This window comes from Sulfitobacter sp. R86518, from assembly GCF_042466275.1.
Taxonomy (GTDB): Bacteria; Pseudomonadota; Alphaproteobacteria; order Rhodobacterales; family Rhodobacteraceae; genus Sulfitobacter; species Sulfitobacter pontiacus.
In genome coordinates this window covers 1514901-1538430 of the sequence record NZ_JAXHCA010000005.1, presented here as the reverse complement: position 1 = coordinate 1538430, position 23530 = coordinate 1514901, and the positions used below count along the sequence as shown (strand labels likewise).

Below are 23530 nucleotides of genomic sequence, written 5' to 3'. Positions count from 1 at the left end.
TGTGCTATGATGCCCCTATGAAACGCATTTCGCTGGTTTTCAGTCTGATCTGCCTTGCCCCGTCGCTTGCGGCGGACCCTGCGCCCTCGGGGCGCAAAACGGTGGAGTGCTATTGCACCGACCGCGACGGCCAGCGGGTCGAGCTGGGGCAAACGATCTGCCTCGATGTCAACGGTCGCCGCTTTGCCGCGCAATGCCAGATGTCGCTGAATGTGCCCATGTGGCGCGATATCGACGAGGCCTGCCCCGGCCTCGCACAGCGCCTAGACCCCGGCCTGGGCCAGAACCCGCTTCAAACGCTTGCCGTTCACACCCATATCTGACCGGCCAAAGCGCAGCCGCCCATAGACGACCGCGCGGCTCTGATCCTTCCCGTCAACGGGGGTGACCGCGACGCTGGTGTAATCGGGAAAGCCCCAGAAGCCCGAGCGTGTGACATAAAGCGCCTGACCTGCATTGCTGTCGATCCGCCGGGTTCGGGGCAACGACAGCATTGCATCCTCAAACCGGTTCAAGAACGCCGTGCCATCGCCTTCAACCTCACGCACGGCCATAAAGCCCCCCTCCGACGGATAATCGCCGGGGGCCTTGTCGACCGCGCCCAATTCCCAGCGGGCCGCGGGGGCGGGTGCAAGACGGATGTACGCCTGCAAGGCGACGAAAATCGCCAGTGCGATCCAGAAAAATGCCATCATTATCTTTACCTTCATTTTGCCAAATAAACTCCCCGCGGAGCGTCCTGCCGTCGCAATCTGCACCGCCGGTGGTTATGCGCGGGCTTTGGTCTGCCGCATATTCCACCCCAGCAGGCACAGGATCTCGGTCGCCACATGGGCCCCCGCGATCGCTGTCGCACCGGTCGTGTCAAAAGGCGGAGAGACTTCAACGATGTCGCCGCCCACGATGTTGATCCCCGCCAGATCCCGCATCATGATCGCCGCCTGCGCCGACGTGAGCCCGCCCCATACAGGCGTGCCTGTGCCCGGCGCAAAGGCCGGATCAAGCGCGTCGATATCGAATGTAAGATAGCAAGGACGGTCGCCAAGTACCTGTTTTATTTTGGCAACGGCTGCCTGCGCCCCCTTCTCGTGGACCTCGCGCGCGTCGATGGTTGTCACGCCAAGCGTATCGGGGTTGGTCGTGCGGATGCCCACCTGAACCGAGGTTTTCGGATCAACGATGCCCGATTTCACCGCCTTGTAGAACATGGTGCCGTGGTCGATCCGGTCCATATCATCGTCGGGCCATGTATCCGAATGCGCATCGAACTGTAACAGACTGATAGGACCGTATTTTTCGGCATAGGCCTTGAGGATCGGGAAACTGATGTAGTGGTCTCCGCCCAGGGTCACACTTGCTGCACCTGCGTCCAATATCCCTTTGATATGGCTTGTTAAAGCGGCGGGAAACTGGCTTGTGTGACCATAGTCGAACGCCAGATCGCCATAGTCGGCGATGGCAAACTCGCTGAGTACGTCGAAATCCCAGCCATAGGGCGGATCGTAGGGCTGTAAGGAAGACGCTTCGCGGATCGCACGTGGGCCCAGACGGGTGCCGGTACGGTTGGTCACGGCCTGATCAAAGGGCACGCCGGTCACGGCGATGTCCACGCCGCGCAGGTCTTTGGTATAGCGCCGCCGCAGAAAGGACGTGGCCCCGCCAAAGGCGTTCTCGAAGCTCGGCCCTTTTAGATCATCGCGGGTAAAGGCTTGATCAACCTGATTTTTCGCGTCTTCCAAACCCATGTTACTTGGCTCCTAATGGTTGGGCCCGCTCGACGATGCGGGCAAAAAAGGATGCACCCACGGGCGCGATCTCATCGTCGAAGTTATAGGCGGCGTGGTGCAGCCCTGCGGTGTCACCCTGCCCGATGAACAAATAGGCACCGGGGCGTTTTTCCAGCATATAGCTGAAATCCTCTGCCCCCATCTCGCGGCCATTATCGGCAATCACGCGGTCCTCGCCCGCAATCTCGGTAGCAACGGCGGCGGCAAATCCGGCCTCCTCTGGGGTGTTCACCGTGGCGGGATAGCCCTTTTCGTATTCCAGTGTCGCGCTGACATCATAGCTGGCGGCCTGCCCGGCGACGATCTGCTCCATCCGGCGGATCACCATGGCCTGCACCTCTTTGTCAAAGCTGCGTACCGTGCCGTTGATATAGGCCGTTTCGGGGATTACGTTGTCGGTCGTGCCCGTGTGGATCTGCGTGACCGAGACGACAAGATCATCCTGCGCATAGTGGTTGCGGCTGACGATGGTTTGCAATGCTGTCGCAATGCCACAGGCGGCAACGACCGGATCGCGGGTCAGATGCGGCGTGGCACCATGGCCACCCAAGCCCTTGATGTGGATGTGAAATTCATCAACCGCCGCCATCATCGCGCCGGGGGATGTGTAAAACCCCCCTTTCTCAAAGCCGGGCGCATTGTGCAGCGCATAGACCTGACCGATGTCGAAGCGATCAAGGATTCCTTCCTCGACCATCACTTCGGCCCCACCGCCGGTTTCTTCAGCGGGTTGGAAGATCAGCGCCACGCGGCCCGCGAAATTGCGCGTTTCCGCCAGATATTTCGCCGCCCCCAGCAGCATCGTGGTATGCCCGTCATGCCCGCAGGCGTGCATCTTGCCTGCGTGGGTGCTGGCATAGTCCAGCCCGGTTTCCTCGGGGATCGGCAGCGCATCCATATCGGCGCGCAACCCGATGGTCGGCCCCTCGGCCTGACCGTTGATAATGGCGACGATACCCGTGGTGGCAAAACCTTCGTGCAGCTCGTCCACGCCGAAGTCCCGCAGGCGTTCCGCCACGAAAGCCGCGGTCTTGAAGCAGTCGTTCCCCAGTTCCGGGATCGTGTGCAGATATCTGCGCCATTCTGTCATCTGGGGGGCATAATCCGCGATACGGTTCACGACGGGCATTACTGGACTCCTGTGGGGATGTTGGTCAGGTTGCATCTGACATCAGACACATGGGGGCTGCAATGGCCGAGACAAGAAATGATGCGTTGATCCACGATCGCGACGCCGGGATCGAACGCTTGCTGGAAATCATGCGCCGCCTGCGTGACCCGCAAACCGGATGCCCTTGGGATATCGAACAGGATTTCGACAGCATTGCCCCCTATACCATTGAAGAAGCGTATGAAGTCGCCGATGCGATCGAGCGTCGCGACTGGCCCGAGCTCGAGGGAGAGTTGGGCGATCTGCTGCTCCAGACCGTGTATCACACGGCCATGGGAGAAGAGGACGGGCGGTTCAGCTTTCAGACGGTGGTGCGCAATATCTCGGACAAGATGGTCGCGCGGCACCCGCATGTTTTCGGCGATGAAAGCCGCGATAAATCAGCCGAGCAGCAGACCGCGGATTGGGAAAAGATCAAGGCGGCAGAACGCGCGGGCAAGGCCCAGGGGGGAACGCTTGACGGCGTGGCCGTTGGCCTGCCCGCGCTGCTGCGCGCCTACAAGCTGCAAAAACGCGCGGCCCGTGTCGGGTTTGATTGGCCGCAGGTCGATGATGTGATCGCCAAGATCACCGAGGAAGCGACCGAACTGGTCGAGGCGCGCGATACGCTGACCCAGGCCGAGGTGACCGAGGAATACGGGGACCTGATGTTCGTCATGGCCAATCTGGGCCGGCATCTTGGGGTCGAACCCGAAGCCGCCCTGCGCGCTGCCAACGCCAAATTCATCCGCCGCTTCAACGGCGTAGAGGCACGGTTGGCCGCACGAGGTAAATCCCCCTCGGATAGTGATCTCGCCGAGATGGATGCCTTGTGGGAGGATGTAAAACGCGCGGAACGCAGCTAGGACCGCCCGTGCCTGCTGGACAAGTCGCGGCACTTGCGGCAAGGCTCTGGCACAGCCAAGACAGGAGAGCCCATGACACCGCGCAAGATCATTATCGACACGGACCCCGGTCAGGATGACGCCGTAGCGATCCTTGTCGCTTTGGCCAGCCCCGAAGAGCTTGATGTTCTGGGGATCACCTGCGTCGCGGGCAATGTGCCGTTGGACCTCACCTCGCGCAACGCGCGGATCGTGTGCGAATTGGCAGGCAAACGGGATGTCAAAGTCTTTGCCGGATGCGACCGCCCCTTGGGCCGCGCGCTGGTCACGGCAGAGCATGTGCACGGCAAGACCGGGCTGGACGGCCCCGATCTGCCCGAACCTACCATGCCGATGGCCGAAGGCCATGCGGTGGATTTCATCATCGACACGCTGCGCGATAACGCACCGGGAACCGTCACGCTATGCCCGCTGGGGCCGCTGACCAATATCGCCACCGCGTTGCAAAAAGCACCCGATATCGCCGATCGCATCGCCAAGATCGTGCTCATGGGCGGCGGCTATTTCGAAGGGGGTAACATCACCCCAACGGCGGAGTTTAACATCTACGTCGACCCGCAAGCCGCTGATGTCGTGTTTAAATCCGGCGCTCCTATCGTCGTGATGCCGCTGGACGTCACCCACAAGGCGCTGGTGACCAAAGCGCGCAACGACGCTTTCCGCGCCCTTGGCACGCCTGTGGGCATCGCCGTGGCGGAAATGACCGATTTCTTCGAACGGTTCGACAAAGAGAAATACGGCTCTGACGGCGCGCCGCTGCATGACCCTTGCGTTACCGCCTATCTGATCAACCCCGATCTGTTCAAAGGCCGCCACATCAACGTCGAGATCGAGACAAAGTCAGAGCTGACCATGGGCATGACCGTCGCCGATTGGTGGGGCGTGACCGACCGCGCCCCCAATGCGACCTTTATGGGCGATCTGGATTCTGATGGTTTCTTTGCCCTGCTGACCGAACGGTTGGCCCGTCTATGAGCGCAGCCTTCACCCTTGCCAAGCCAGAGCATCTGGACCGTCTCGTTGCCCTCGTGGGCAGCTTTCACGCCGAGACGGGGATCGAGCAAACGGATGACGACCGCCGCAACGGGCTGGCACCGCTGCTCGAAGGCACGCCCTATGGGGTGGCCTATCTGATTGGCCCTGCCCGTGCGCCCATCGGCTATATCATCATCACCTTCGGCTGGTCGGTTGAATTCGGCGGTCTGGACGCGATCATCGATGAAATCTACGTGCGACCCGGCGTGCGTGGCCGTGGCATCGCGACAGAGGCATTGCTGGCCGTCCCGAATGCGCTGGCGGGCGGCGGTCTGCGCGCGATCCATCTTGAGGTAGAGCGTAGCAACGAGATCGCGCAGAAGCTTTACCACCGTGCAGGCTTTCGCCCCCGCGAAAACTACATGTTCATGTCGCGCAAATTCTGACGCGGACTGGCAAGGTGGGGCCGCGGCCCCTATATCTGCCCTATGACAGTATCAGCCCCCTTCGATAACAGCTACGCGGCCTTGCCCGATGGCTTTTTCACCCGCACCACGCCTACGCCGGTGGCCGACCCCAAACTGCTGGCTTTCAACGCGCCGCTGGCCAAGACGCTGGGGATCACCCACGGATCGACCGAGGATCTGGCCTTTAACTTCAGCGGGAACGAACTGCCCGTCGGTGCCGACCCGCTGGCGCAGCTTTATGCGGGGCATCAGTTCGGGAATTACAACCCGCAGCTTGGCGATGGCCGCGCGATCCTCTTGGGCGAGGTGCTGGATGCAAAGGGCCAGCGCCGCGATATCCAGCTGAAAGGATCGGGGCGCACGCCCTATTCCCGTGGTGGCGACGGGCGCGCCTGGCTTGGGCCGGTCTTGCGCGAATATGTGGTGTCCGAGGCGATGCACGCCCTTGGCATCCCCACCACCCGCGCCTTGGCCGCTGTGCAAAGTGGCGAGGATGTATTTCGCGAAACCGCCCTGCCCGGTGCCGTGCTGACCCGCGTCGCCGCAAGCCATCTGCGTGTGGGGACGTTTCAGGTCTTTGCCCATCGGGGCGAGGTCGAAAACCTGCGCCGCCTCACCGACTATGCGATCCAGCGGCACTACCCGCAGGCGGACGGGCCCTTGGGCCTGCTGCGCGCGGTCTGCGCAGCACAGGCGGATCTTGTCGCGGCGTGGATGTCTGTGGGCTTTATTCACGGGGTGATGAACACCGATAACTGCGCCATCTCGGGCGAGACGATTGATTACGGCCCCTGCGCCTTCATGGATACGTTCCACCCCAACCGTGTGTTCAGTTCCATCGACCGGCAGGGGCGCTATGCCTATGCCAATCAGCCGCAGATCGTCGTGTGGAATATGGCGCAGCTTGCAACCTCGTTGTTGCAGCAGCTTGATGATCCCGAAAGCGGCGTGGCCGAGGCGACAGAGATCGTGCACGCCATGCCCGCGTTGATCGAGCAAGCCTGGCTGAGACGCTTTGCCGCCAAGATCGGGATCACGACGCCCAAGGCTGAGGATACTGCGCTGATCGACGCCCTGTTGTCGCTGATGCAAACGGATGGCGCGGATTTTACCAATGCTTTCCGCGCTTTGTCAGGGGATGATGCCGCCGGCCAATTCACCGACCGCGCGGCCTTTGCCAACTGGCACGACGCGTGGCAGCAGCGCATCGCGGCCGAGCCTGACCCTAAATCGGTCATGGATGCCGCCAACCCGGCCGTGATCCCGCGCAACCACCGGATAGAGGCGATGATCAACGCCGCCGTCGCTGGTGATATGGACCCGTTCCACCGGCTGATGACAGCGCTTGCCCGCCCGTACCGCGAAACCGACGCCGATCTTCACCGCGCGCCGACGACGCAGGAAATCGTGCCGGCCACCTTCTGCGGCACCTGAGCGGCCAGCGGGTGGCAGGTGCCACCCGTTGTCCCACCGTCAAGCACGTCGACAAGCGGGAACCCCCGCGATCTTTTGGTTGTTTTGCACAGTAAACTGCAACAGACTTGCAGGCGATTTGACCCAAAAGGATTATCGATAATGAGCTTGATGAAAACATTGGCCAAAGTGGCGATCGGCGTGGCTGTGGCCAAAGGGGCCAGCGCCATGATGAACAAGAATAAATCCACAACCGGCAGCGCCAGCAGCGGCGGCGGACTGGGCGGATTGCTGGGCGGTCTGACTGGCGGCAGCACGGGCGGCTCGGGCGGTAACCTGCAGGATATGCTGGGTGGTTTGATGGGCGGATCCTCCGGTGCCAGCAGCGGCGGCTTGGGCGGTTTGCTGAACCAGCTTGGCGGCGGCACAGGCACCAGCACGTCTGGCAGCTCGGGCGGCCTTGGCGGGCTGCTGGGTGGGCTTGCCGGTGCCGCCGGTGCGGGCGGTCTGCTGTCCAGTCTGGGCGGTGCCAGCCAAAAAGCCCCCGAACGGCCAGAGGCAGACTTTGGCGCGGTGCTGAACTCGCAATTCGATAGCAACCCTGCCCCCGAAATCACCCCCTCGCGCGATCAGGAGGCCACCGCCGCGCTGATGATCGCCGCAATGATCCAGGCCGCGAAATCCGACGGCACATTTGATGAGTCCGAGCGTGAAAAGCTGCTGAACCATCTGGGCGACGTGGACGCAGACGAGGCCGCATTCGTGCAAGGCCAGATGGAAGCCCCTGTGGATGTCGACGCGCTGGTCGCCCAGACCCCCGACGGCATGGGCCCGCAAATCTATGCGATGTCGCTGCTGGCGATTGATCTGGATACGCAGGAAGAGGCGCAATATCTGCACAAGCTGGCCAGCGCCTATGGGATGCAGCCCGCCGCGGTGAACGAGATCCACGCCCAGATGGGGGTGCCGTCGCTTTACACCTAAAGCGGCGCGGCCTGACCACAGACGGTTGTGAAAGCCTGATCCGGCAACGGGTCAGGCTTTTGCTTTCTTGGCCTTCTTTTCCTTGGCGATCACATGCTCTGCCAGATCACGGGCGATGGCAAAGGCCCCTTTGATCTTGTCGGCATCGGTTTTCCAGTCGCGCTTGACGACGATCTTGTTCTCTTTGACCTTTGCCAGTCCGCGTTGGTCCTGAATGAAGGTGACCAACCCCTCGGGCGAGGCGAATTTGTCGTTGTGGAACTGGATCGTGACGCCCTTGGGCCCGCCATCCATCTTGGCAATACCGGCGCGTTTGCACATCGCCTTGATCCGCACGACCAGCATCAGCGTATTCACCTCTTTCGGCAGCTTGCCGAAACGGTCGATCAGCTCGGCGGCAAAGCCTTCCAGCTCGACCTTGGTGGTCAGTTCGGACAGGCGACGGTAGAGCCCAAGGCGCACATCCAGATCAGGCACGTAATCCTCGGGGATCAGCACCGGCACACCCAGATTGATCTGTGGTGCCCACTGCCCATCGTCGTCGATCACGCCTTCCAGCTCGCCCGACTTGATCTTGGCAATCGCGTCTTCCAGCATGGATTGATAAAGCTCGAACCCCACGTCGCGCATCTGGCCGGATTGTTCCTCGCCCAGCAGGTTGCCCGCCCCCCGAATATCAAGATCCTGCGACGCCAGCGTAAAGCCTGCGCCAAGCGTGTCGAGGCTGCCCAACACCCGCAAACGCTTCTCTGCGGTGGCCGTCAGCTTGGCACGGGGTTTGGTTGTCAGATAGGCATAGGCGCGGGTTTTTGATCGGCCCACCCTGCCCCTGATCTGGTAGAGCTGCGCCAGACCGAACATATCGGCACGGTGCACGATCATCGTATTGGCGGTCGGGATATCCAGACCGGATTCCACAATCGTCGTGGCCAGCAGGATGTCATATTTCCCGTCGTAAAAGGCGTTCATCCGGTCGTCGAGCTCTCCGGCGGCCATCTGCCCGTGGGCAACAAGATACGTCAGCTCGGGTAGTTGCTCTTTCAGGAACGCTTCGATTTCGGGCAGATCGGTGATGCGGGGAACCACATAGAAGGACTGCCCACCGCGATAATGTTCGCGCAACAGCGCCTCGCGCAGGGTGACGGCGTCAAATTCGCTGACATAGGTGCGGATCGCCAGACGGTCGACAGGGGGCGTGCCGATGATCGACAGGTCGCGCACGCCGGTCAGGCTAAGCTGCAGGGTGCGCGGGATCGGCGTGGCGGTCAGGGTCAGCACGTGAATATCCGTGCGCATCGCCTTCAGCCGTTCCTTGTGACCCACGCCAAAGTGTTGTTCTTCATCAATAATCAGCAGGCCGAGGTTCTTGAACTTGACCGTCTTTGCCAGCAGCGCATGGGTGCCGACCACCACATCGACAGTGCCGCGATTGATGCCGTCGCGGGTGGCTGTGGACTCTTTCGCGGTGACAAAACGCGACAGTTGACGCACTTCAAGCGGGAAGCCTCGGAAGCGTTCGGCGAAGGATTTATAGTGTTGACGTGCCAGCAGGGTCGTCGGCGCAACAATCGCCACCTGCAGCCCTGACATCGCCGCGACAAAGGCGGCGCGCATGGCGACCTCGGTCTTGCCAAAGCCTACGTCGCCGCAGACCAGCCGGTCCATCGGGTTGCCGCTGGTCAGATCGTCCAGCACATCCGAGATGGCATTCAACTGGTCGTCGGTCTCGGTATAGGGGAAGCGCGCGGCAAACGCGTCCCACATGCCGGGGGGCGGATCCATGACAGGCGCTTTGCGCAGCGCACGTTCGGCGGCGATGCGGATCAGCTTGTCGGCCATCTCGCGGATGCGTTCCTTGAGCTTGGCTTTCTTGGACTGCCACGCGCCACCGCCCAGCTTGTCAAGCAGCCCCTCGTCATGGCCATAGCGTGACAGCAGTTCGATATTCTCGACCGGCAGATAGAGCTTCGAGCTTTCGGCGTATTCCAGCAGCAGACATTCATGGGCGGCACCGGCGGCGGTCACCACCTCCATCCCCAGATAGCGGCCGACACCGTGATCCACATGCACGACCAGATCGCCGGGGCTCAGCGATTGTGTCTCGGTCAGGAAGTTCTCGGCCCGCCGTTTACGTTTCGGCGCGCGGATCAAGCGGTCGCCAAGGATGTCTTGTTCAGAGATGACGGTCAGTTTCGACGCGCTGCTGCCGCTTTCCCACGGGGCTTCGAACCCGTGTTCCAACGCCCAAACCGCCAGATGCAGACCGCGTTTGCCGATGCGGGTGCCGTTCTTGATGGCGATGGTCTCGCCCATGCCTTCGTCTTCGATTAAGCCGGTCAACCGTTCGCGCGCACCGTCGGAATAGCTGGCGATGACCACCGGCCCTTCTTGAAGTTTTGCTTTAATATGCGCGGCCAAGGCACCGAAAAGACTTACGGTTTCCTGTTGCCGTTCGGGGGCGAAGTTGCGCCCCAAGCGTCCGCCCGCATCCAGCACATTCGGACCCGTCGGCTGGGGGAGCGGCTTGAAACTGATCACGCGTTTGCCGATCAGCGCGGTTTCCCACGCGGTGTCGGTCAGGTACAGCCCCTCGGGCGGGGCGGGCTTGTAGACGCTGTCCATTTTCGACCGGTTCGCCATCGCCAGCCTGCGGGTTTCGTATTGATCCGCGATACTCTCCCACCGCGACAGACGTTGCGCGGTCAGTTGGTCGTCCAGCGTGATCGTCGCCCGTGGCACATAGTCGAACAAGGTCTCAAGCGTCTCGTGAAAGAACGACATCCAGTGTTCCGCGCCCTGATGCTTGCGCCCTGCGCTGATCGCTTCGTATAGCGGATCATCGGTGCCCGCGGCCCCGAATTCGATCCGGTAGTTCTGGCGGAAACGGGTGATAGCACTTTCGTCAAGGATGACTTCGCTGACGGGGGCAAGCTCCACGAGCTCCAGCTTTTCTGTGGTGCGCTGTGTCATCGGATCAAAGCGGCGCGCCCCGTCCAGCGTATCGCCAAAGAGGTCCAGCCGCACAGGGCCAAGATCACCGGGTGGGAAAATGTCGATGATGCCGCCGCGGATCGCGTAGTCGCCCGGCTCGGTCACCGTCGGGCTCTGGACAAAGCCCATGCGGACAAGGAATCCGCGCAAAGCCGCCTCGTCTATCCGGTCGCCCACACGGGCCGAAAACGCGGCATCGCGCAGCACATCGCGCGCAGGCACCCGCTGGGTCGCGGCGTTCAGCGTGGTCAGCAGGATAAAACGGTCCGGCATTCCATGCACCAGTCCCGCCAGCGTCGCCATCCGCTGCGCCGAGATATCGGCATTGGGCGACACGCGGTCATAGGGCAGGCAATCCCATCCGGGGAAGACGACCACAGGCACATCCGGCGCGAAAAAGCGCAGCGCCGCCTGCATTGCCGCCATGCGTTTGTCATCGCGGGCAATATGCAACACCGGTGTGCCGTTTTTGCCCAGTTCGTTCAGCACCGCCTGTGCGTCAAAACCTTCGGGAACGCCGGACAGCGTGATTTGGGATTTCTCTGACATCAGCAGCTACCTGTATCCGATCGCGGTTTTTTCAACCGCCAAACGGACCTGTATAAAGGTTTTGGTACATGCCCCACATCGATGTGATGAAAATCGAAATCATCCCGATGATCTGGGTATAAAGACGGTGACGGTTCAGCCTTTTGATCAGGCGGTCTCCGGTGCCGGAATCCTCGCGGATCTGCTGCGCGGTCGACACGCTCAGCACCCCTACCAGACACAGCGGAAAGGCCAGCAACAGCACGGCCTGGGCGAATTCGAACCGATAGAAAACTGCCAGCGTAAAGAGCATCGTCATGAAAAAGCAGGTGAACCCCAAAATCCAGATGCCGGACACTTGGGTGATATATAGAATACGGTTCACGTTGATGCGTGCCATATCCTCCAGGTCGACCAGCGCCTGTTCACCGTTGCGCCGCGCGCGCAGCACCATATCAAAGGGCACGCCCAAGACCCAATGGCTGGCAGAAGACCAGATCACAGCAACGGCGATCCAGTACCACAGGTTGGAAAAAGACCGCATGTCGATGACTTCGAAAATTGTCTGATAGAGGGTCAAGGTGCGCTCATCTTTGAAGTGAAATCATTGTGTTCAGACGTGCTGCCCTACAATCGTCTGCCTGTCATAGCGGCGCGTTCGCGAAATTCCTAGCCTTGAGCCGTGCAAAAATACGTGGCAAGCCTTGCCCGATAGCATCTGAGGTATTTTTGCATGAGACCCCAACAAGCCCCCTTTCCCGCCACCCGCCTGCGCCGCACCCGTCAATCCGAGGGCGTCCGCGCATTGGTCCGTGAAAATGCGCTGTCTTTGGGGGATCTGATCTGGCCGGTGTTCGTGCGCAGCGGTGAGGGCGTGGAAGAGCCCGTCCCCTCCATGCCCGGCGTCTATCGGCGCAGCGTTGACAAGCTGGTCGATGCCGCGCGCGAGGCTTCTGATCTTGGGATCGGGGCGATGTGTATCTTCCCCTATACCGGTATCGAGGACCGGACAGAGGATTGCGCCGGTGCCTGGGATCCTGAAAACAACGCCAACCGCGCCATTCGCGCGATCCGCGAGGCGGTGCCCGATATGGTCCTCATGACCGATGTCGCGCTGGATACCTATAATATCAACGGCCATGACGGCTTTGTCGAAGACGGGATCATCGTCAACGATCGTACGGTCGAGGCATTGGTCAAGATGGCGCTGGCACAGGCCGACGCGGGGGCGGATATCATCGGGCCGTCCGATATGATGGACGGGCGCATCGCCGCGATCCGCGCGGGCCTTGAAGGGGCGCGCCATTCGGATGTGATGATCATGAGCTACGCGGCGAAATACGCCTCGGCCTTCTATGGCCCGTTCCGCGATGCTGTCGGGGCCTCGGGGGCGCTGACCGGCGACAAGAAGACCTATCAGATGGATTACGCCAACAGCAACGAGGCGATCCGCCTGATCGAGCGTGATCTGCGCGAAGGGGCCGATATGGTCATGGTCAAACCCGGCATGCCGTATCTTGATATCTGCCACCGCGTCAAATCCAGCTTCGGGGCACCGACCTTTGCCTATCAGGTCTCGGGTGAATACAGCATGGTGAAAGCCGCCGCCCAGAATGGCTGGATCGACGAAGACGGCGTGATGATGGAAAGCCTGATGGGGTTCAAACGTGCGGGCTGTGACGGGGTCTTGACCTATTTTGCCCCCGCCGTGGCGCGGTTGATGAACGGATAACGCGGCTTCGATGCGCAAATAGCACGCCACTTGTGGCAAATCACCGCCGATTCAAGCCCTAAATTCGTGACACCCGCGGGTTTTGAGCATAAGATCGCGCAGAAACCGGATGAACCGGCACAGGCAATTACAGGCAGAAGACTATGACAAACAACACTTTCTCGCGCCGGGCTTTCGCTTTGGGTGCGATTGCGAGCGCGGGTGCCGTTGCGGCATGTGGCAACGGTGTCGGCAGCCGTGGCAGCGGGATGATCGACGCCCGCGTCGATGCGACGCTCAACGCGATGTACCGCAGCTTCCCCAACACGCGGCAACTGGCGGAAAAATCCAACGGTATGCTGATCATGCCGCTGGTGACCGAGGCTGGCCTTGGCTTTGGCGGTGCCTATGGTCGTGGTGCGCTGCGGGTGAATAACGTGACTGTCGACTATTACTCGGTCACCAAGGCGACGGGCGGCTTGCAGATCGGGGCGCAGCAATACGCGCATGTGCTGTTCTTCATGACCGAAGCCGCGCTCAGCGATTTCCGCCGCTCCCCCGGTTGGGCTGCGGGTGCCGATCTTGAATATGTCATCTCGGATCGCGGTGAAAGCGTCGAAGCGGATACCACAACCGTGCTTGCCCCCGTGCTGGCCGCCGTCTTTGGCCGCGCCGGTCTGCGTATCGGTGCCACGCTTGAAGGCACGAAATATTCGCGCATCATTCCCTAAGCAAAACGCCCGATCCGCAGCATCGCGGATCGGGCAGCGTTGGGCTTAACCCAAGGCGTTCAGACGTTTGAACAGCGCCGACGTGTCCCAACGTCCGCCCCCCATTTTCTGCACATCCTTATAGAATTGATCGACCAGCGCCGTGACAGGCAGGCTCGCGTCGATCTCGTTGCCGGTGTCCAGACAAATCCCCAGATCCTTGCGCATCCAGTCCACGGCAAACCCGTGGTCGAATTTATCATCCAGCATTGTCTCGTAGCGGTTGGCCATCTGCCAGCTGCCTGCGGCACCCTGGCTGATCACCTCGACCACATCGCGCCCGTCCAATCCGGCCTTCTGGGCGAAATGCAGCGCCTCGCTCAGGCCCTGCACCAGACCGGCAATGGCAATCTGGTTGCACATCTTGGTCATCTGGCCGGCACCACTGTCGCCAAGGCGACGGCAGATCTTGGCGTAAACCTCCATCACGGGCAGCGCACGATCAAAGGCACCGGAATCGCCACCGCACATGATAGACAGCTGGCCATTCTCGGCACCCGCCTGTCCGCCGGAAATCGGCGCATCGACAAAGCTGATCTGGCGCGCATCCGCCGCCGCGTGCAACTCGCGCGTCACCGCGGCCGAAACCGTGGTGTGATCGACAAAAATCGTGCCCTCGCCCATGCCGGCAAAAGCGCCGTCGTCGCCAACGCAGACGGAGCGCAGATCGTCATCATTGCCGACGCAGGAAAAAACGATCTCTGCCCCTTCAGCGGCGGCTTTGGGCGTCTCTGCCATCTTGCCACCGTGGGTTTCTGCCCAAGCGCGCGCCTTCTCTGTGGTGCGGTTGTACACGGTCACGTCATGCCCCGCTTTTTGCAGATGCGCGGCCATTGGCGCGCCCATCACGCCCAATCCCAAAAATGCGAGCTTTGCCATCGTCTTTTCCTTGTCATTCAGTTGCGCTATTGCCTGAGAGGAACCTATCACCCTGCGCGCATTGGTCAATCGCGCGTAGATATACCCAGGAGCATGACATGGCAGTGGTTTTTCGGTGGCTGATGCGAATTGCAACGCTCTTGGTGGTGCTGGCGGTGATTGGTGTCGGCGGTGCCTATTGGCTGGCCTCGCGGTCGCTGCCAGACTACGACGATACGGTCCGCGTGCCCAACCTCGGGGCCGAGGTGGAGATCGTGCGCGACAACGCCAATGTGCCGCATATCTTCGGGGAAAGTGACCAAGATGTGTTCTACGGGCTGGGCTTTGCCCATGCGCAGGACCGTCTGTGGCAGATGATCACAATGCGCCGCACGGTCCAAGGCCGCTTGTCCGAGGTTTTCGGCACCACCACCGTCCGTATCGACCGCCTGCTGCGCCGCTTTGATCTTTATACCTTGTCGGTGCAATCGCTTCAGGCGCTCGACCCCAAGACCCGCGCAGCGCTGGATGCCTATGCCGCCGGGGTGAATGCCCGGTTGGATCAGATCAACACCGAAGCCCTGGGTCGCGGTGCCCCCGAGATGCTGCTGTTTGATGCCCCTGTCGCTCCCTGGCGCGCAGCGGATTCCGTCGCGCTGGTCAAGCTGATGGCCTTGCAGCTGTCGGGGCATCTGGATGCCGAGGTCAAGCGCGCCCGCACCTCGCTGGCGCTGCCCGACCAAAAGCGCCTGTCCGATATCCTGCCTGACGCCCCCGGCAGTGGCATCGCCGCCCTGCCCGAATATGCGCAGCTGGCCCCCGGCCTGCCGCAGTTCGCCGCCAATATCCCCCTCGATCCCTCTCCGCTGTCACCGTTCAAATCCTTTGATCTGGCGGGTGCCTCCAATGCCTGGGCTGCCGCACGGGATCGCTCTGCCTCGGGCGGGACGCTGATCGCCAATGACCCCCATCTGGGCTTCACCGCGCCGACCATCTGGTACCTCGCGCGGCTCGAGTTGCAATCGGGCGGTGTCATCGGCGGCACGATCCCCGGTATCCCCGTGGTGCTGACAGGGCGCAGCAGCGCGCTTGGCTGGGGGATCACCTCATCCTATGCCGACGATCAGGATGTCTATATCGAAGAGCTGAACCCCGACAACAGCGAGGAATACCGCACCCCCGACGGGTTCAAGAAATTCGCCAAACGCGCGTCGATCATCACGGTCAAGGATGCCGATCCGATCACGCTGACCCTGCGCTGGACCGACAATGGGCCGGTGCTTCCCGGCAGCCACTATAACCTCGCTGCGATCACCCCGCCCGGTCATGTCGCCGCGCTGAACTGGACCGCGCTTGACCCCGCCGATACCTCGATCGCCGCGGCCATGCGGCTGATGGAGGCCAAGACCGTCGAGGAAGGGATCACCGCGGGCGAGGCCTATATCGCGCCGTCGCAAAACCTGACGCTGGTGGATGTGAATACCATCGCGATGAAAACCATCGGCGCGCTGCCCGCCCGCGACGCCGCGCATCAAAGCCAGGGGCGCATGCCCACACCGGGCTGGATCGCCGCGAACCGCTGGCAGGGCCGCCTGCCCTATGGCGCAAACCCCGAATTCCTCTCGCCCCGTGGCGGGATCATCGGCAATACCAACAACAAGACGGTGGACCGCCCCTTCCCCAACCACGTGTCCTTCCTTTGGGGCGATACGCAACGCATCCAGCGGTGGCGCAATCTGATGCAGCGCCGTCAGGTGCACACGCGCGACAGCTTTATCGAGGCGCAGCTGGATACGGTCAGCTTCACCGCGCGCTCTCTGCTACCGCTGATCGGGGCCGAGCTGTGGTTCACCGGCGAAACCGCGCCCGAAGGCACGTCTGAGCGCCAACGCCAACGGGCGCTGACCCTGCTTGCCGGCTGGTCGGGCGAGATGAACGAACATCTGCCCGAACCGTTGATCTATGCCGCCTGGCTGCGCGCCTTGCAGCAACGGCTGATCCAGGACGAACTTGGGGCCTTGGCGGAGGAATTCGATCATGTCGATCCGCTGTTCATCGAACGTGTTTTCCGCGATGTGGACGGTGCGGCCGCATGGTGCGACGTGCTGCAATCCGCCCCGAAAGAGACCTGCCCCGACATGGCCCGCATGGCGCTGGACGATGCGCTGATCTGGATCAACGAGACATGGGGCACCCAGCTGGAATCCCTGCGGTGGGGCGACGCACACCAAGCCACCCACGACCACCAGACCTTGGGCGAAGTTCCCGTGTTGCGCTACTTCATGAATATCCGCCAATCGACCTCGGGCGGTGACAACACCCTGCTGCGCGGCCGCACCCGCGGCACGGGGCCGGACCCTTTCGCCAATGTCCACGGCGCAGGCTTTCGCGGAGTTTATGACTTTGCTGACCCGGATTCATCGGTGTTCATTACCTCGACGGGTCAATCGGGCCACTTCCTGTCGCATCACTACGACGATCTGGCACAGCTCTGGCGGCGCGGCGAATACATTCCCATGTCGCTGGACGAAGAGCTCGCCCGCGCCGCCCCCGTCGGCATCACCAAGCTGGTACCGGAGGCAGAATGAACCGCGTGATCCTTTTCAACAAACCCTTTGGCGTCTTGTCCCAATTCACCGACAAGGGCACCGAAGGCTCGCCGCGCCCGACCCTGTCGGCCTATATCGATGAAAAAGGCTTCTACCCCGCCGGACGGCTGGACCGCGACAGCGAAGGGCTGATGGTGCTGACTGACAGCGGCCCGCTGCAAGCGCGTATCTCGCATCCGAAGTATAAACTGGCCAAAACCTATTGGGTGCAGGTCGAGGGCATGCCGGATGAACAAGACCTCGCCGCTTTGCGCAGCGGTGTCACGCTCAAAGACGGCAAGACCGCCCCCGCCAAGGCGCGGCTGATGGACCCGCCCGAGCCTTCTGTGGGACCGCGACCCGCCGGTGCGGTTTCGCAAATCCGTCCCTGATGCCTGGCTCGAGATCACGATCACCGAAGGTCGCAACCGTCAGGTGCGGCGCATGACGGCCCATGTCGGCCTGCCGACACTCCGCCTGATCCGCGCGCGCGTCGGCGACTGGGAACTGCACAAGCTCCAACCCGGCGCATGGCGCTTCTCGTCCGAGCTTGGCCGCTAATTCCAAATGGCCCAAAATCCCGGGGGGCGGCCAAAGGCCGGGGGGCTGGCCCCCCTTTTCCCCGACGCCTGAACCGTCAGGAAAACACCCGCGTGCCCCAGACCCCCAACGTGGCAGAGGTCCCGGTCAACACCACCCCCCAAGAGAAATCCGTCGCCACCATCTGCGGTGTCCAGTCTTTCAACGTCGCGAGGTTGGTGAACTCATACGTGCCATAGCCCAAGGCCCCGATCAGCGCCGCATTGCCAAAGACCCACAGCAAGGATTTATCCTGTGCAATCGCGGGCCAGCTTACGAAATACAGCAGCACAGCAATATAGAAGGCATAGAAGACAAAGGCGGGCAAAAGCCGGAACTGGTCCAGCAGCAAGGGGCCGATATCGCGGCTGAAAACCGGTTTGATCAGATAGCTCAGCCCCAGAAAGTCGAGCCCCAGAAAGATCACGAATGTCAGTACATAAAGAATAATCAAAGTCATCGGGGGCTCCTAAAAAATCAACGCTCCCCAATCATATGCAGCAGCGCCCGGAAAATGCGAGTTTTCCGGGCGTTTTTTGTCTCATTCGAATGGTCCCGAAAGCCGCCGGCCTTACAGCCGCTGGTATTGCGCTTCTTGCTGTGCCGACCAACGCACGACCAGATTAAACCCGTCCTCGGTTTGGGTTTCCTCGATCACGACGTCCTGTTCGAACAGCCAGGCGCGTTTCTTGCCGTCGGCAAAGGCCAGCGTCAGCTCGGCTTCACGCACCGCACCTTGCAGCGCTTCGGCGATGACCGCTTGCAACTCGTCCAACCCCTCACCCGTGATGGCAGAGATGGCAAGAACACTGTCGTCGCGCTGAGCACGGGCGCGTACGGCGGCGGCACGGTCGTCATCCAACTGGTCGAGTTTGTTCCAGACCTCGAAGCTGCGCGTATCCTTGGGCACGCCCAAGGATGTCAGGATATCGCGCACATTGCGTGCCTGACTTTCCGTCTCTGCATGAGAGATATCGCGCACGTGGCAGATGATATCGGCGGCCAGAACCTCTTCTAGTGTCGCGCGGAACGCGGCGACCAGTTCAGTCGGCAGGTCAGAGATGAAGCCCACGGTGTCGCTTAGAATGATCTCTGGCCCGTCGGGTAGCACAAGGCTGCGCATGGTCGGGTCCAGCGTCGCAAACAACATGTCTTTCGCCATAACATCGGCGCCGGTCATCCTGTTGAACAACGTCGATTTGCCTGCGTTGGTATAGCCCACCAGCGCCACGATGGGGAACGGTACCTTGGCACGCGCGGCGCGGTGCAAGGCGCGAGTCTTGACGACCTTGTCCAACTGCCGGCGCAAGCGCACCAGCTGTTCGTCAATGGCGCGGCGGTCCGATTCAATCTGGGTTTCGCCGGGGCCCCCGACAAAGCCCAATCCACCCCTTTGACGTTCAAGGTGGGTCCAGGCACGGACCAGACGCGTGCGCTGGTAGTTCAGCGCAGCCATTTCGACCTGTAGCACCCCTTCGCGGGTGGCGGCGCGGTCGCTGAAAATCTCGAGGATCAGACCGGTACGGTCAAGCAGTTTGACGCCCCATGCTTTTTCAAGGTTGCGCTGCTGGACCGGTGTCACTGGTCCATCGACCAGCACCAGTTCAACCTCGGCCTCTTCAAAGACAAGCCGAAGCTCCTCGATCTTGCCAGAGCCGAACAGCATCCCCGCACTGACGGTGCGCAGGGGCACGATATTGGCCCCTTCCACGTCCAGATGCGGGAGGGCACGGGCCAATGCAACGGCTTCCGCCAAGGCGGGCTCCGCGATGCGGCGGTCATTGTCTGACTTGATGTCAGGGTGAATCACCCAAGCCCGGGTACGCTTCGGGCCTGCGGTGTCATCAATTTGAAACGGAGGACGGCTCAATTAGCGTCTTCACCCTCGTATAGCGAGATCGGCGTGCTTGGCATGATCGTGGAAATCGCATGTTTGTACACAAGCTGCGATTGGCCATCACGGCGCAGAAGAACACAGAAATTGTCAAACCATGTGATGACGCCTTGCAGCTTCACACCGTTGATCAGGAAAATCGTTACCGGCACCTTTGTCTTGCGCACATGGTTCAGGAATGCGTCTTGCAGGTTTTGTCGGTCAGCCGCCATTGTTGGTCTCGCTCTTATTCTTGCTGTTGTTCTTGCTGGCAACCGCGGATCGGTTTACCCCTTCGGAAGACTATGAAGACCCGCGCACAGAGTTTCCACCCCAAAATGTCAGAACTGTTGCGCGCAAAGCCGCATCCCGTGTCACGCGCGCCACAGATCAGGGGTGAGCAGCGCAATAATCGCCAAAGTTTCCAGCCGCCCCAGCACCATTGCCGCACATAGGATCATCTTGGCCCCGTCGCCGAGCTGGATCAACGCGATGGGGGCATCGGCGGCAAACTCCATCAACGGGCCGGTTGTCGCCAGTGTGGCCACCGACATCACCAGCGCATCGGCAAAGGGCGCGCCGACGAAGGTCAGCAGCAGGGTCACCCCCGCCAGCGACAGCGCGAACAGCATAAAGAAGATCCAGGCGATGAACGCCCCGTTGCTTTGCAGCCGCCGCCCCGCTTGACCCGCTCCCGAGACAGAGTGTGGATGGACCAGCCGTTCCATCTCGCGGACGCCGTTGCGATACAGTGCAAAGACCCGCAGCAGCTTGACCCCGCCCGCCGTGGTCGCCACCCCGCCACCGATCAGCGCCAGCCCCATGAGGATAAGCCCTGGTGTCTCGAGCCCCGACCAGCTTTGGGCTTCGGCCCAGGACGCGCTGACAAATCCGGTGGTGGTCAGAAAGGAGGTGACCGTGAACATGGCCCCCCAGAAGGCGCTGCCGGTCTCAAGCGCTTCGGCGCTGGCATCTACATCGAAAGCGCCAAGGAAATGACGCACGAACAGCACCACAGGCACGCCGAGGATCAGCGCCAGCCCCATGCGGAACTCCGGATCGGTAAAAAGCCCCCCTTGCGTCGCCGTTACCGTGTCTTTGGAAAAGGTCAGCCGCGACAGCGCGAACAGCATGAACAGCATCATCATCGCCTCGGCCCCAAAGCCGACACCGGTGTCATGCGTCCCCCCAAGTGGCGAGATGCCCGAGGTCGCCAGCACCGACATCGCATGGCACAGCGCGACCAGCGATCGATCTCCGTTGGCCAGCAGCAGCAGCCACAGCATCAGCGTTAGCGCCAGATAGGTCGGCGTCAGCGCCGCCGCCGACCTGAGCAACCGTTGGCGCGGGTCGATCTGGCCCATATTGCTGCGGCGTTCGTCCGGGTTGCCGGGTTCGGCCTGCGAGGTCACCTCGAATCCGCCAAGGTGCAAGGGGGCCAGAATGGCCGAGGCCGCGATCCACATCAGCAGGCCGCCCATCCAAGCGACCTGCGCGCGCCACAGATGTAGCGTGTCACTGATCCGCCCGGGATCATCGAACAGCGTCGCGCCGGTCGTGGTGATCGCGCTGACCATATCGAAATAGGCGTGCAGGAACCGCGTGGTCGGCAGGGCCTCAAGAAACGGGATCGCCAGCAGCGCGGGCAAAAAGACAAAGCTGGAAAACAGCGACATCAACGGCCCCAAAGCCCCGTGCCGCGCGCGCCGTCCGGCATGGGCGACCGCAATCAGGGTAAAGATAATCACCCCCAGCAGCCCCGAATAGAAAAACGCCCGCGATGCCAGATGGTCTTGGGTGGTCAGCGCAAAGATTGCCGGAAAGATTGTCGAGGCGCTGAACACACCGAAAATCAGCAAGAACAGCGGCAGTTCAAGGATCTCGCGGCGGATATAGGATTTGCGTCTCACGTGCGGCGCTCCGGTAATTTGGACGCAGGCACCATCAGAAAAAGTCGATGGAGACCTGCATCAGCTGTTCGACCTGCGGCACGTCTTTGGCCAGACAGAACACAGCGATGACGTCACCTTCTTCGATGCGTGTGGTGCCTAGGGGGCGCATGACCTCGTCCCCCTTGCGAACCATGCCCATCAATGCCCCTTCGGGGAAATCAATGTCGGACACGCGTTTGCCCGCAATCGGAGAGGTCGACAGCACCTCGGCCTCGATCACCTCTGCCTCGGCGTCGCCGATGGAATAGACCGACCGCACCCGCCCGTGACGGATGTGCCGCAGGATAGAGCTGACGGTGGTGGAACGCGGGTTGATATAGGCGTCGATGCCCAAGGGCTCCATCAGCGGGACCAGCGTGGGGTCATTGATCAGCGCTATGACATAGGGGCAGCCTTCGGATTTGGCGCGCACGCAGGCCAGCATATTGGTCTTGTCGTCATCGGTGATCGCCATCATCGCATCGGCGCGGCCAATGCCCGCTTCGGCCAGCAAGGACGCGTCCAGCCCGTCACCGTTGAGCACGATCGTCCGCTCCAACGCCTCGGCGGCGCGTTCCGCGATGCGGCGGTTCTTCTCGATCATCTTGGTGCGCACCCGCTTGCCGCGCGCCTCGAGGTTCTGGGCCACGGCCAGCCCGACATTCCCCCCGCCCACAAGCACGACACGTTCAAGCTTGCTGGTGGTCTTGCCAAAAATCTCGAGCGTGCGGGGGATGTCATCGCGGTGGCAAAAGACATAGCAGGCGTCACCAACAAACAGCTGGTCCTTGGATTCCGGCGCAAACAGCGTCCCGTCGCGGCGCACCCCGACGACAACAGCGCGCAGCGTCGAGAATAGATCGGTCAACTGTCGCAGCGGCGTGTTCACGACCGGGCAGTCTTCGTCGATCTGGATGCCGATCAGATGGGCCATCCCGTCCATGAACGTCTCTGTATCAAAGGCCGCCGGGGCCGAAAGCCGCTGCAACGCCGCATTCGCCACCTCTTTCTCAGGCGAGATCACAACGTCGATCGGCATGTGATCGCGACGATAAAGATCGGAATAGATTGCCGTCAGATAGGATTGGCTGCGCAGCCGCGCGATCTTGCGGTTGATGCCAAAGACCGAGTGGGCCACCTGACAGGTGACCATGTTCACCTCGTCCGAATGGGTGGCGGCAATGATCATCTCGGCATCGCGGGCACCGGCGCGGTCCAGCACGTCGGGGTAGCTTGCAAAGCCGGCGATCCCTTGCACATCCAGCGTATCGGTGGCGCGGCGCACCAGATCGGCGTTGCTGTCAACGATTGTGACGTCGTTGCGTTCGCCCGAAAGATGGCGGGCAATCTGCCACCCGACCTGCCCTGCGCCGCAAATGATCACTTTCATAAATGGGGTTCCTTTGGCGTGAAGCCTTGCCTTGCGTCACCAGCTGGGGCGTGCCCGCGTGACCCGTGATATGCCAGTGATTTGAATGACAGATGGCTATGCAAGGGTCAATTCAAATGTCAGACTTGCTTCCATAGCAAGACGGGGGACGTATATGCGGAAAACGGCATTGATCATCTGGGGTGGCGTGGCACTGGCAGCCTGCGCACCGTTGAACACCTACTACAAACCCGGTGCCACTGTCGCGATGGTCGAACGGCAGACCACGCAATGTCAGGTCGATGCCTTGGCGCAAGTGCCCGTGACGCTTCAAACCGTGCGCACCCCGCCCCGTTTCATCCCGCCGCGCCGCGTCTGCCGGTCCGACGGCCGTTGCACTTCTCGTGCGGGATATTTCGAGCCCGGGCAGACCTATACGGTCGATCCCAATGCCGATCTGCGCAAAAGGGTTGAAACGCAATGTATGGCCGATGCCGGCTTTGCGCCGGTGTCGATCCCGCAATGCCCCGCCGGCATCGCCAAGGCCGCGCCGCAGGGGCGCACGACCGCCCTGCCCGCGCTGACTGAAAACGCCTGCGTGATCCGCAATGACGATGGTAGTTTCCAGATCGTGACGCGGGGGTAGCGAAC

General features: G+C 61.6%; 21 protein-coding genes and 1 pseudogene. 11 read left to right on the top strand and 11 right to left on the bottom strand.

Annotation, left to right across the window (positions count from 1 at the left end; genetic code table 11):
* The first annotated feature begins 17 nt into the window (after positions 1-17).
* Entirely contained in the window at positions 18-323 is a 306-nt protein-coding gene (locus SJY36_RS08415) for a hypothetical protein (RefSeq protein WP_386174254.1), read from the top strand.
* Here SJY36_RS08415 and SJY36_RS08410 read toward each other — a convergent pair.
* The 3 genes from SJY36_RS08410 to SJY36_RS08400 all read right to left on the bottom strand — a co-directional run bounded on the left by SJY36_RS08410 (position 264) and on the right by SJY36_RS08400 (position 2916).
* Positions 264-695, bottom strand: coding sequence for a DUF1499 domain-containing protein (locus tag SJY36_RS08410; RefSeq protein WP_386174251.1), 432 nt, complete (start codon positions 693-695; stop codon positions 264-266). The genes SJY36_RS08415 and SJY36_RS08410 overlap by 60 nt on opposite strands.
* Positions 696-767: 72 nt before the next feature.
* Entirely contained in the window at positions 768-1745 is a 978-nt protein-coding gene (gene speB / locus SJY36_RS08405) for an agmatinase (protein WP_289079751.1), read from the bottom strand.
* 1 nt (position 1746) lies between these two features.
* Positions 1747-2916 (bottom strand): M20 aminoacylase family protein, encoded by a 1170-nt coding sequence (locus SJY36_RS08400; RefSeq protein WP_005853528.1) that lies wholly within the window; start codon positions 2914-2916, stop codon positions 1747-1749.
* 62 nt (positions 2917-2978) lie between these two features.
* Here SJY36_RS08400 and mazG point away from each other — a divergent pair, with 62 nt between their 5' ends.
* The 5 genes from mazG (at position 2979) to SJY36_RS08375 (ending at position 7681) form a co-directional block, all read left to right on the top strand.
* Complete coding sequence (mazG, locus tag SJY36_RS08395) at positions 2979-3803, top strand: nucleoside triphosphate pyrophosphohydrolase (protein WP_037966320.1); 825 nt, start codon at positions 2979-2981, stop codon at positions 3801-3803.
* A gap of 72 nt (positions 3804-3875) precedes the next feature.
* Positions 3876-4817 (top strand): nucleoside hydrolase, encoded by a 942-nt coding sequence (locus SJY36_RS08390; protein WP_386174246.1) that lies wholly within the window; start codon positions 3876-3878, stop codon positions 4815-4817.
* Entirely contained in the window at positions 4814-5263 is a 450-nt protein-coding gene (locus SJY36_RS08385) for an N-acetyltransferase (RefSeq protein ID WP_005853523.1), read from the top strand. Before SJY36_RS08390 ends, SJY36_RS08385 begins: the two co-directional genes overlap by 4 nt.
* Positions 5264-5305: 42 nt before the next feature.
* On the top strand, positions 5306-6718 hold the full coding sequence (locus SJY36_RS08380) for a YdiU family protein (protein ID WP_386174243.1): 1413 nt from the start codon (positions 5306-5308) through the stop codon (positions 6716-6718).
* Positions 6719-6859: 141 nt separating this feature from the next.
* Positions 6860-7681, top strand: a complete 822-nt coding sequence (locus tag SJY36_RS08375; RefSeq protein WP_005853518.1) for a DUF533 domain-containing protein — start codon at positions 6860-6862, stop codon at positions 7679-7681.
* A gap of 51 nt (positions 7682-7732) precedes the next feature.
* Here SJY36_RS08375 and mfd read toward each other — a convergent pair whose 3' ends face one another.
* Together mfd and SJY36_RS08365 are read right to left on the bottom strand one after the other, a co-directional pair.
* Complete coding sequence (gene mfd / locus SJY36_RS08370) at positions 7733-11221, bottom strand: transcription-repair coupling factor (protein WP_386174240.1); 3489 nt, start codon at positions 11219-11221, stop codon at positions 7733-7735.
* Positions 11222-11252: 31 nt separating this feature from the next.
* Entirely contained in the window at positions 11253-11780 is a 528-nt protein-coding gene (locus SJY36_RS08365) for a hypothetical protein (RefSeq protein ID WP_005853514.1), read from the bottom strand.
* 153 nt (positions 11781-11933) lie between these two features.
* Between SJY36_RS08365 and hemB the strand changes: the two genes are divergently transcribed.
* Both hemB and SJY36_RS08355 read left to right on the top strand, forming a co-directional pair.
* Complete coding sequence (hemB, locus tag SJY36_RS08360) at positions 11934-12932, top strand: porphobilinogen synthase (RefSeq protein WP_386174237.1); 999 nt, start codon at positions 11934-11936, stop codon at positions 12930-12932.
* A gap of 143 nt (positions 12933-13075) precedes the next feature.
* On the top strand, positions 13076-13642 hold the full coding sequence (locus SJY36_RS08355) for a YSC84-related protein (RefSeq protein WP_005853509.1): 567 nt from the start codon (positions 13076-13078) through the stop codon (positions 13640-13642).
* Between the two features lie 45 nt (positions 13643-13687).
* Here SJY36_RS08355 and SJY36_RS08350 read toward each other — a convergent pair whose 3' ends face one another.
* Positions 13688-14560, bottom strand: coding sequence for an NAD(P)-dependent oxidoreductase (locus SJY36_RS08350; RefSeq protein ID WP_037944263.1), 873 nt, complete (start codon positions 14558-14560; stop codon positions 13688-13690).
* 98 nt (positions 14561-14658) lie between these two features.
* Between SJY36_RS08350 and SJY36_RS08345 the strand changes: the two genes are divergently transcribed.
* Both SJY36_RS08345 and SJY36_RS08340 read left to right on the top strand, forming a co-directional pair.
* Complete coding sequence (locus SJY36_RS08345) at positions 14659-17127, top strand: penicillin acylase family protein (protein WP_386174234.1); 2469 nt, start codon at positions 14659-14661, stop codon at positions 17125-17127.
* Positions 17124-17688: pseudogene (locus SJY36_RS08340) on the top strand (pseudouridine synthase). Before SJY36_RS08345 ends, SJY36_RS08340 begins: the two are co-directional and overlap by 4 nt.
* Positions 17689-17764: 76 nt before the next feature.
* Here the strand turns inward: SJY36_RS08340 and SJY36_RS08335 are convergent.
* From SJY36_RS08335 to trkA, 5 genes are all read right to left on the bottom strand, one after another.
* Positions 17765-18166: a DUF2177 family protein gene (locus SJY36_RS08335; protein ID WP_064216540.1), complete on the bottom strand. Its 402-nt coding sequence runs from the start codon at positions 18164-18166 to the stop codon at positions 17765-17767.
* Positions 18167-18277: 111 nt separating this feature from the next.
* A complete protein-coding gene (gene hflX, locus SJY36_RS08330; protein WP_005853499.1) occupies positions 18278-19516 on the bottom strand; it encodes a GTPase HflX in 1239 nt (412 codons plus the stop codon).
* A gap of 56 nt (positions 19517-19572) precedes the next feature.
* The gene (gene hfq, locus SJY36_RS08325; RefSeq protein WP_005853497.1) at positions 19573-19812 is read right to left on the bottom strand and encodes an RNA chaperone Hfq; all 240 of its coding nucleotides are present in this window, start codon (positions 19810-19812) and stop codon (positions 19573-19575) included.
* Positions 19813-19953: 141 nt separating this feature from the next.
* On the bottom strand, positions 19954-21489 hold the full coding sequence (locus tag SJY36_RS08320) for a TrkH family potassium uptake protein (RefSeq protein WP_005853496.1): 1536 nt from the start codon (positions 21487-21489) through the stop codon (positions 19954-19956).
* 34 nt (positions 21490-21523) lie between these two features.
* Entirely contained in the window at positions 21524-22900 is a 1377-nt protein-coding gene (trkA, locus tag SJY36_RS08315) for a Trk system potassium transporter TrkA (protein WP_005853494.1), read from the bottom strand.
* A gap of 154 nt (positions 22901-23054) precedes the next feature.
* On the opposite strand from trkA, the gene SJY36_RS08310 reads away from it, so the two are divergent.
* Positions 23055-23525: a hypothetical protein gene (locus SJY36_RS08310; protein ID WP_386174230.1), complete on the top strand. Its 471-nt coding sequence runs from the start codon at positions 23055-23057 to the stop codon at positions 23523-23525.
* The last annotated feature ends 5 nt before the right edge of the window (positions 23526-23530 follow it).

Coding starts and splice junctions, on each gene's coding strand:
- SJY36_RS08385 (WP_005853523.1), top strand. CDS start 4,814: ATGAGCGCAGCCTTCACCCTTGCCAAGCCAGAGCATCTGGACCGTCTC.
- SJY36_RS08335 (WP_064216540.1), bottom strand. CDS start 18,166: ATGACTTTGATTATTCTTTATGTACTGACATTCGTGATCTTTCTGGGG.
- SJY36_RS08355 (WP_005853509.1), top strand. CDS start 13,076: ATGACAAACAACACTTTCTCGCGCCGGGCTTTCGCTTTGGGTGCGATT.
- SJY36_RS08410 (WP_386174251.1), bottom strand. CDS start 695: ATGATGGCATTTTTCTGGATCGCACTGGCGATTTTCGTCGCCTTGCAG.
- SJY36_RS08375 (WP_005853518.1), top strand. CDS start 6,860: ATGAGCTTGATGAAAACATTGGCCAAAGTGGCGATCGGCGTGGCTGTG.
- mfd (WP_386174240.1), bottom strand. CDS start 11,221: ATGTCAGAGAAATCCCAAATCACGCTGTCCGGCGTTCCCGAAGGTTTT.
- SJY36_RS08415 (WP_386174254.1), top strand. CDS start 18: ATGAAACGCATTTCGCTGGTTTTCAGTCTGATCTGCCTTGCCCCGTCG.
- SJY36_RS08400 (WP_005853528.1), bottom strand. CDS start 2,916: ATGCCCGTCGTGAACCGTATCGCGGATTATGCCCCCCAGATGACAGAA.
- speB (WP_289079751.1), bottom strand. CDS start 1,745: ATGGGTTTGGAAGACGCGAAAAATCAGGTTGATCAAGCCTTTACCCGC.
- SJY36_RS08310 (WP_386174230.1), top strand. CDS start 23,055: ATGCGGAAAACGGCATTGATCATCTGGGGTGGCGTGGCACTGGCAGCC.
- SJY36_RS08350 (WP_037944263.1), bottom strand. CDS start 14,560: ATGGCAAAGCTCGCATTTTTGGGATTGGGCGTGATGGGCGCGCCAATG.
- hemB (WP_386174237.1), top strand. CDS start 11,934: ATGAGACCCCAACAAGCCCCCTTTCCCGCCACCCGCCTGCGCCGCACC.
- hfq (WP_005853497.1), bottom strand. CDS start 19,812: ATGGCGGCTGACCGACAAAACCTGCAAGACGCATTCCTGAACCATGTG.
- mazG (WP_037966320.1), top strand. CDS start 2,979: ATGGCCGAGACAAGAAATGATGCGTTGATCCACGATCGCGACGCCGGG.
- SJY36_RS08345 (WP_386174234.1), top strand. CDS start 14,659: ATGGCAGTGGTTTTTCGGTGGCTGATGCGAATTGCAACGCTCTTGGTG.
- SJY36_RS08390 (WP_386174246.1), top strand. CDS start 3,876: ATGACACCGCGCAAGATCATTATCGACACGGACCCCGGTCAGGATGAC.
- SJY36_RS08380 (WP_386174243.1), top strand. CDS start 5,306: ATGACAGTATCAGCCCCCTTCGATAACAGCTACGCGGCCTTGCCCGAT.
- trkA (WP_005853494.1), bottom strand. CDS start 22,900: ATGAAAGTGATCATTTGCGGCGCAGGGCAGGTCGGGTGGCAGATTGCC.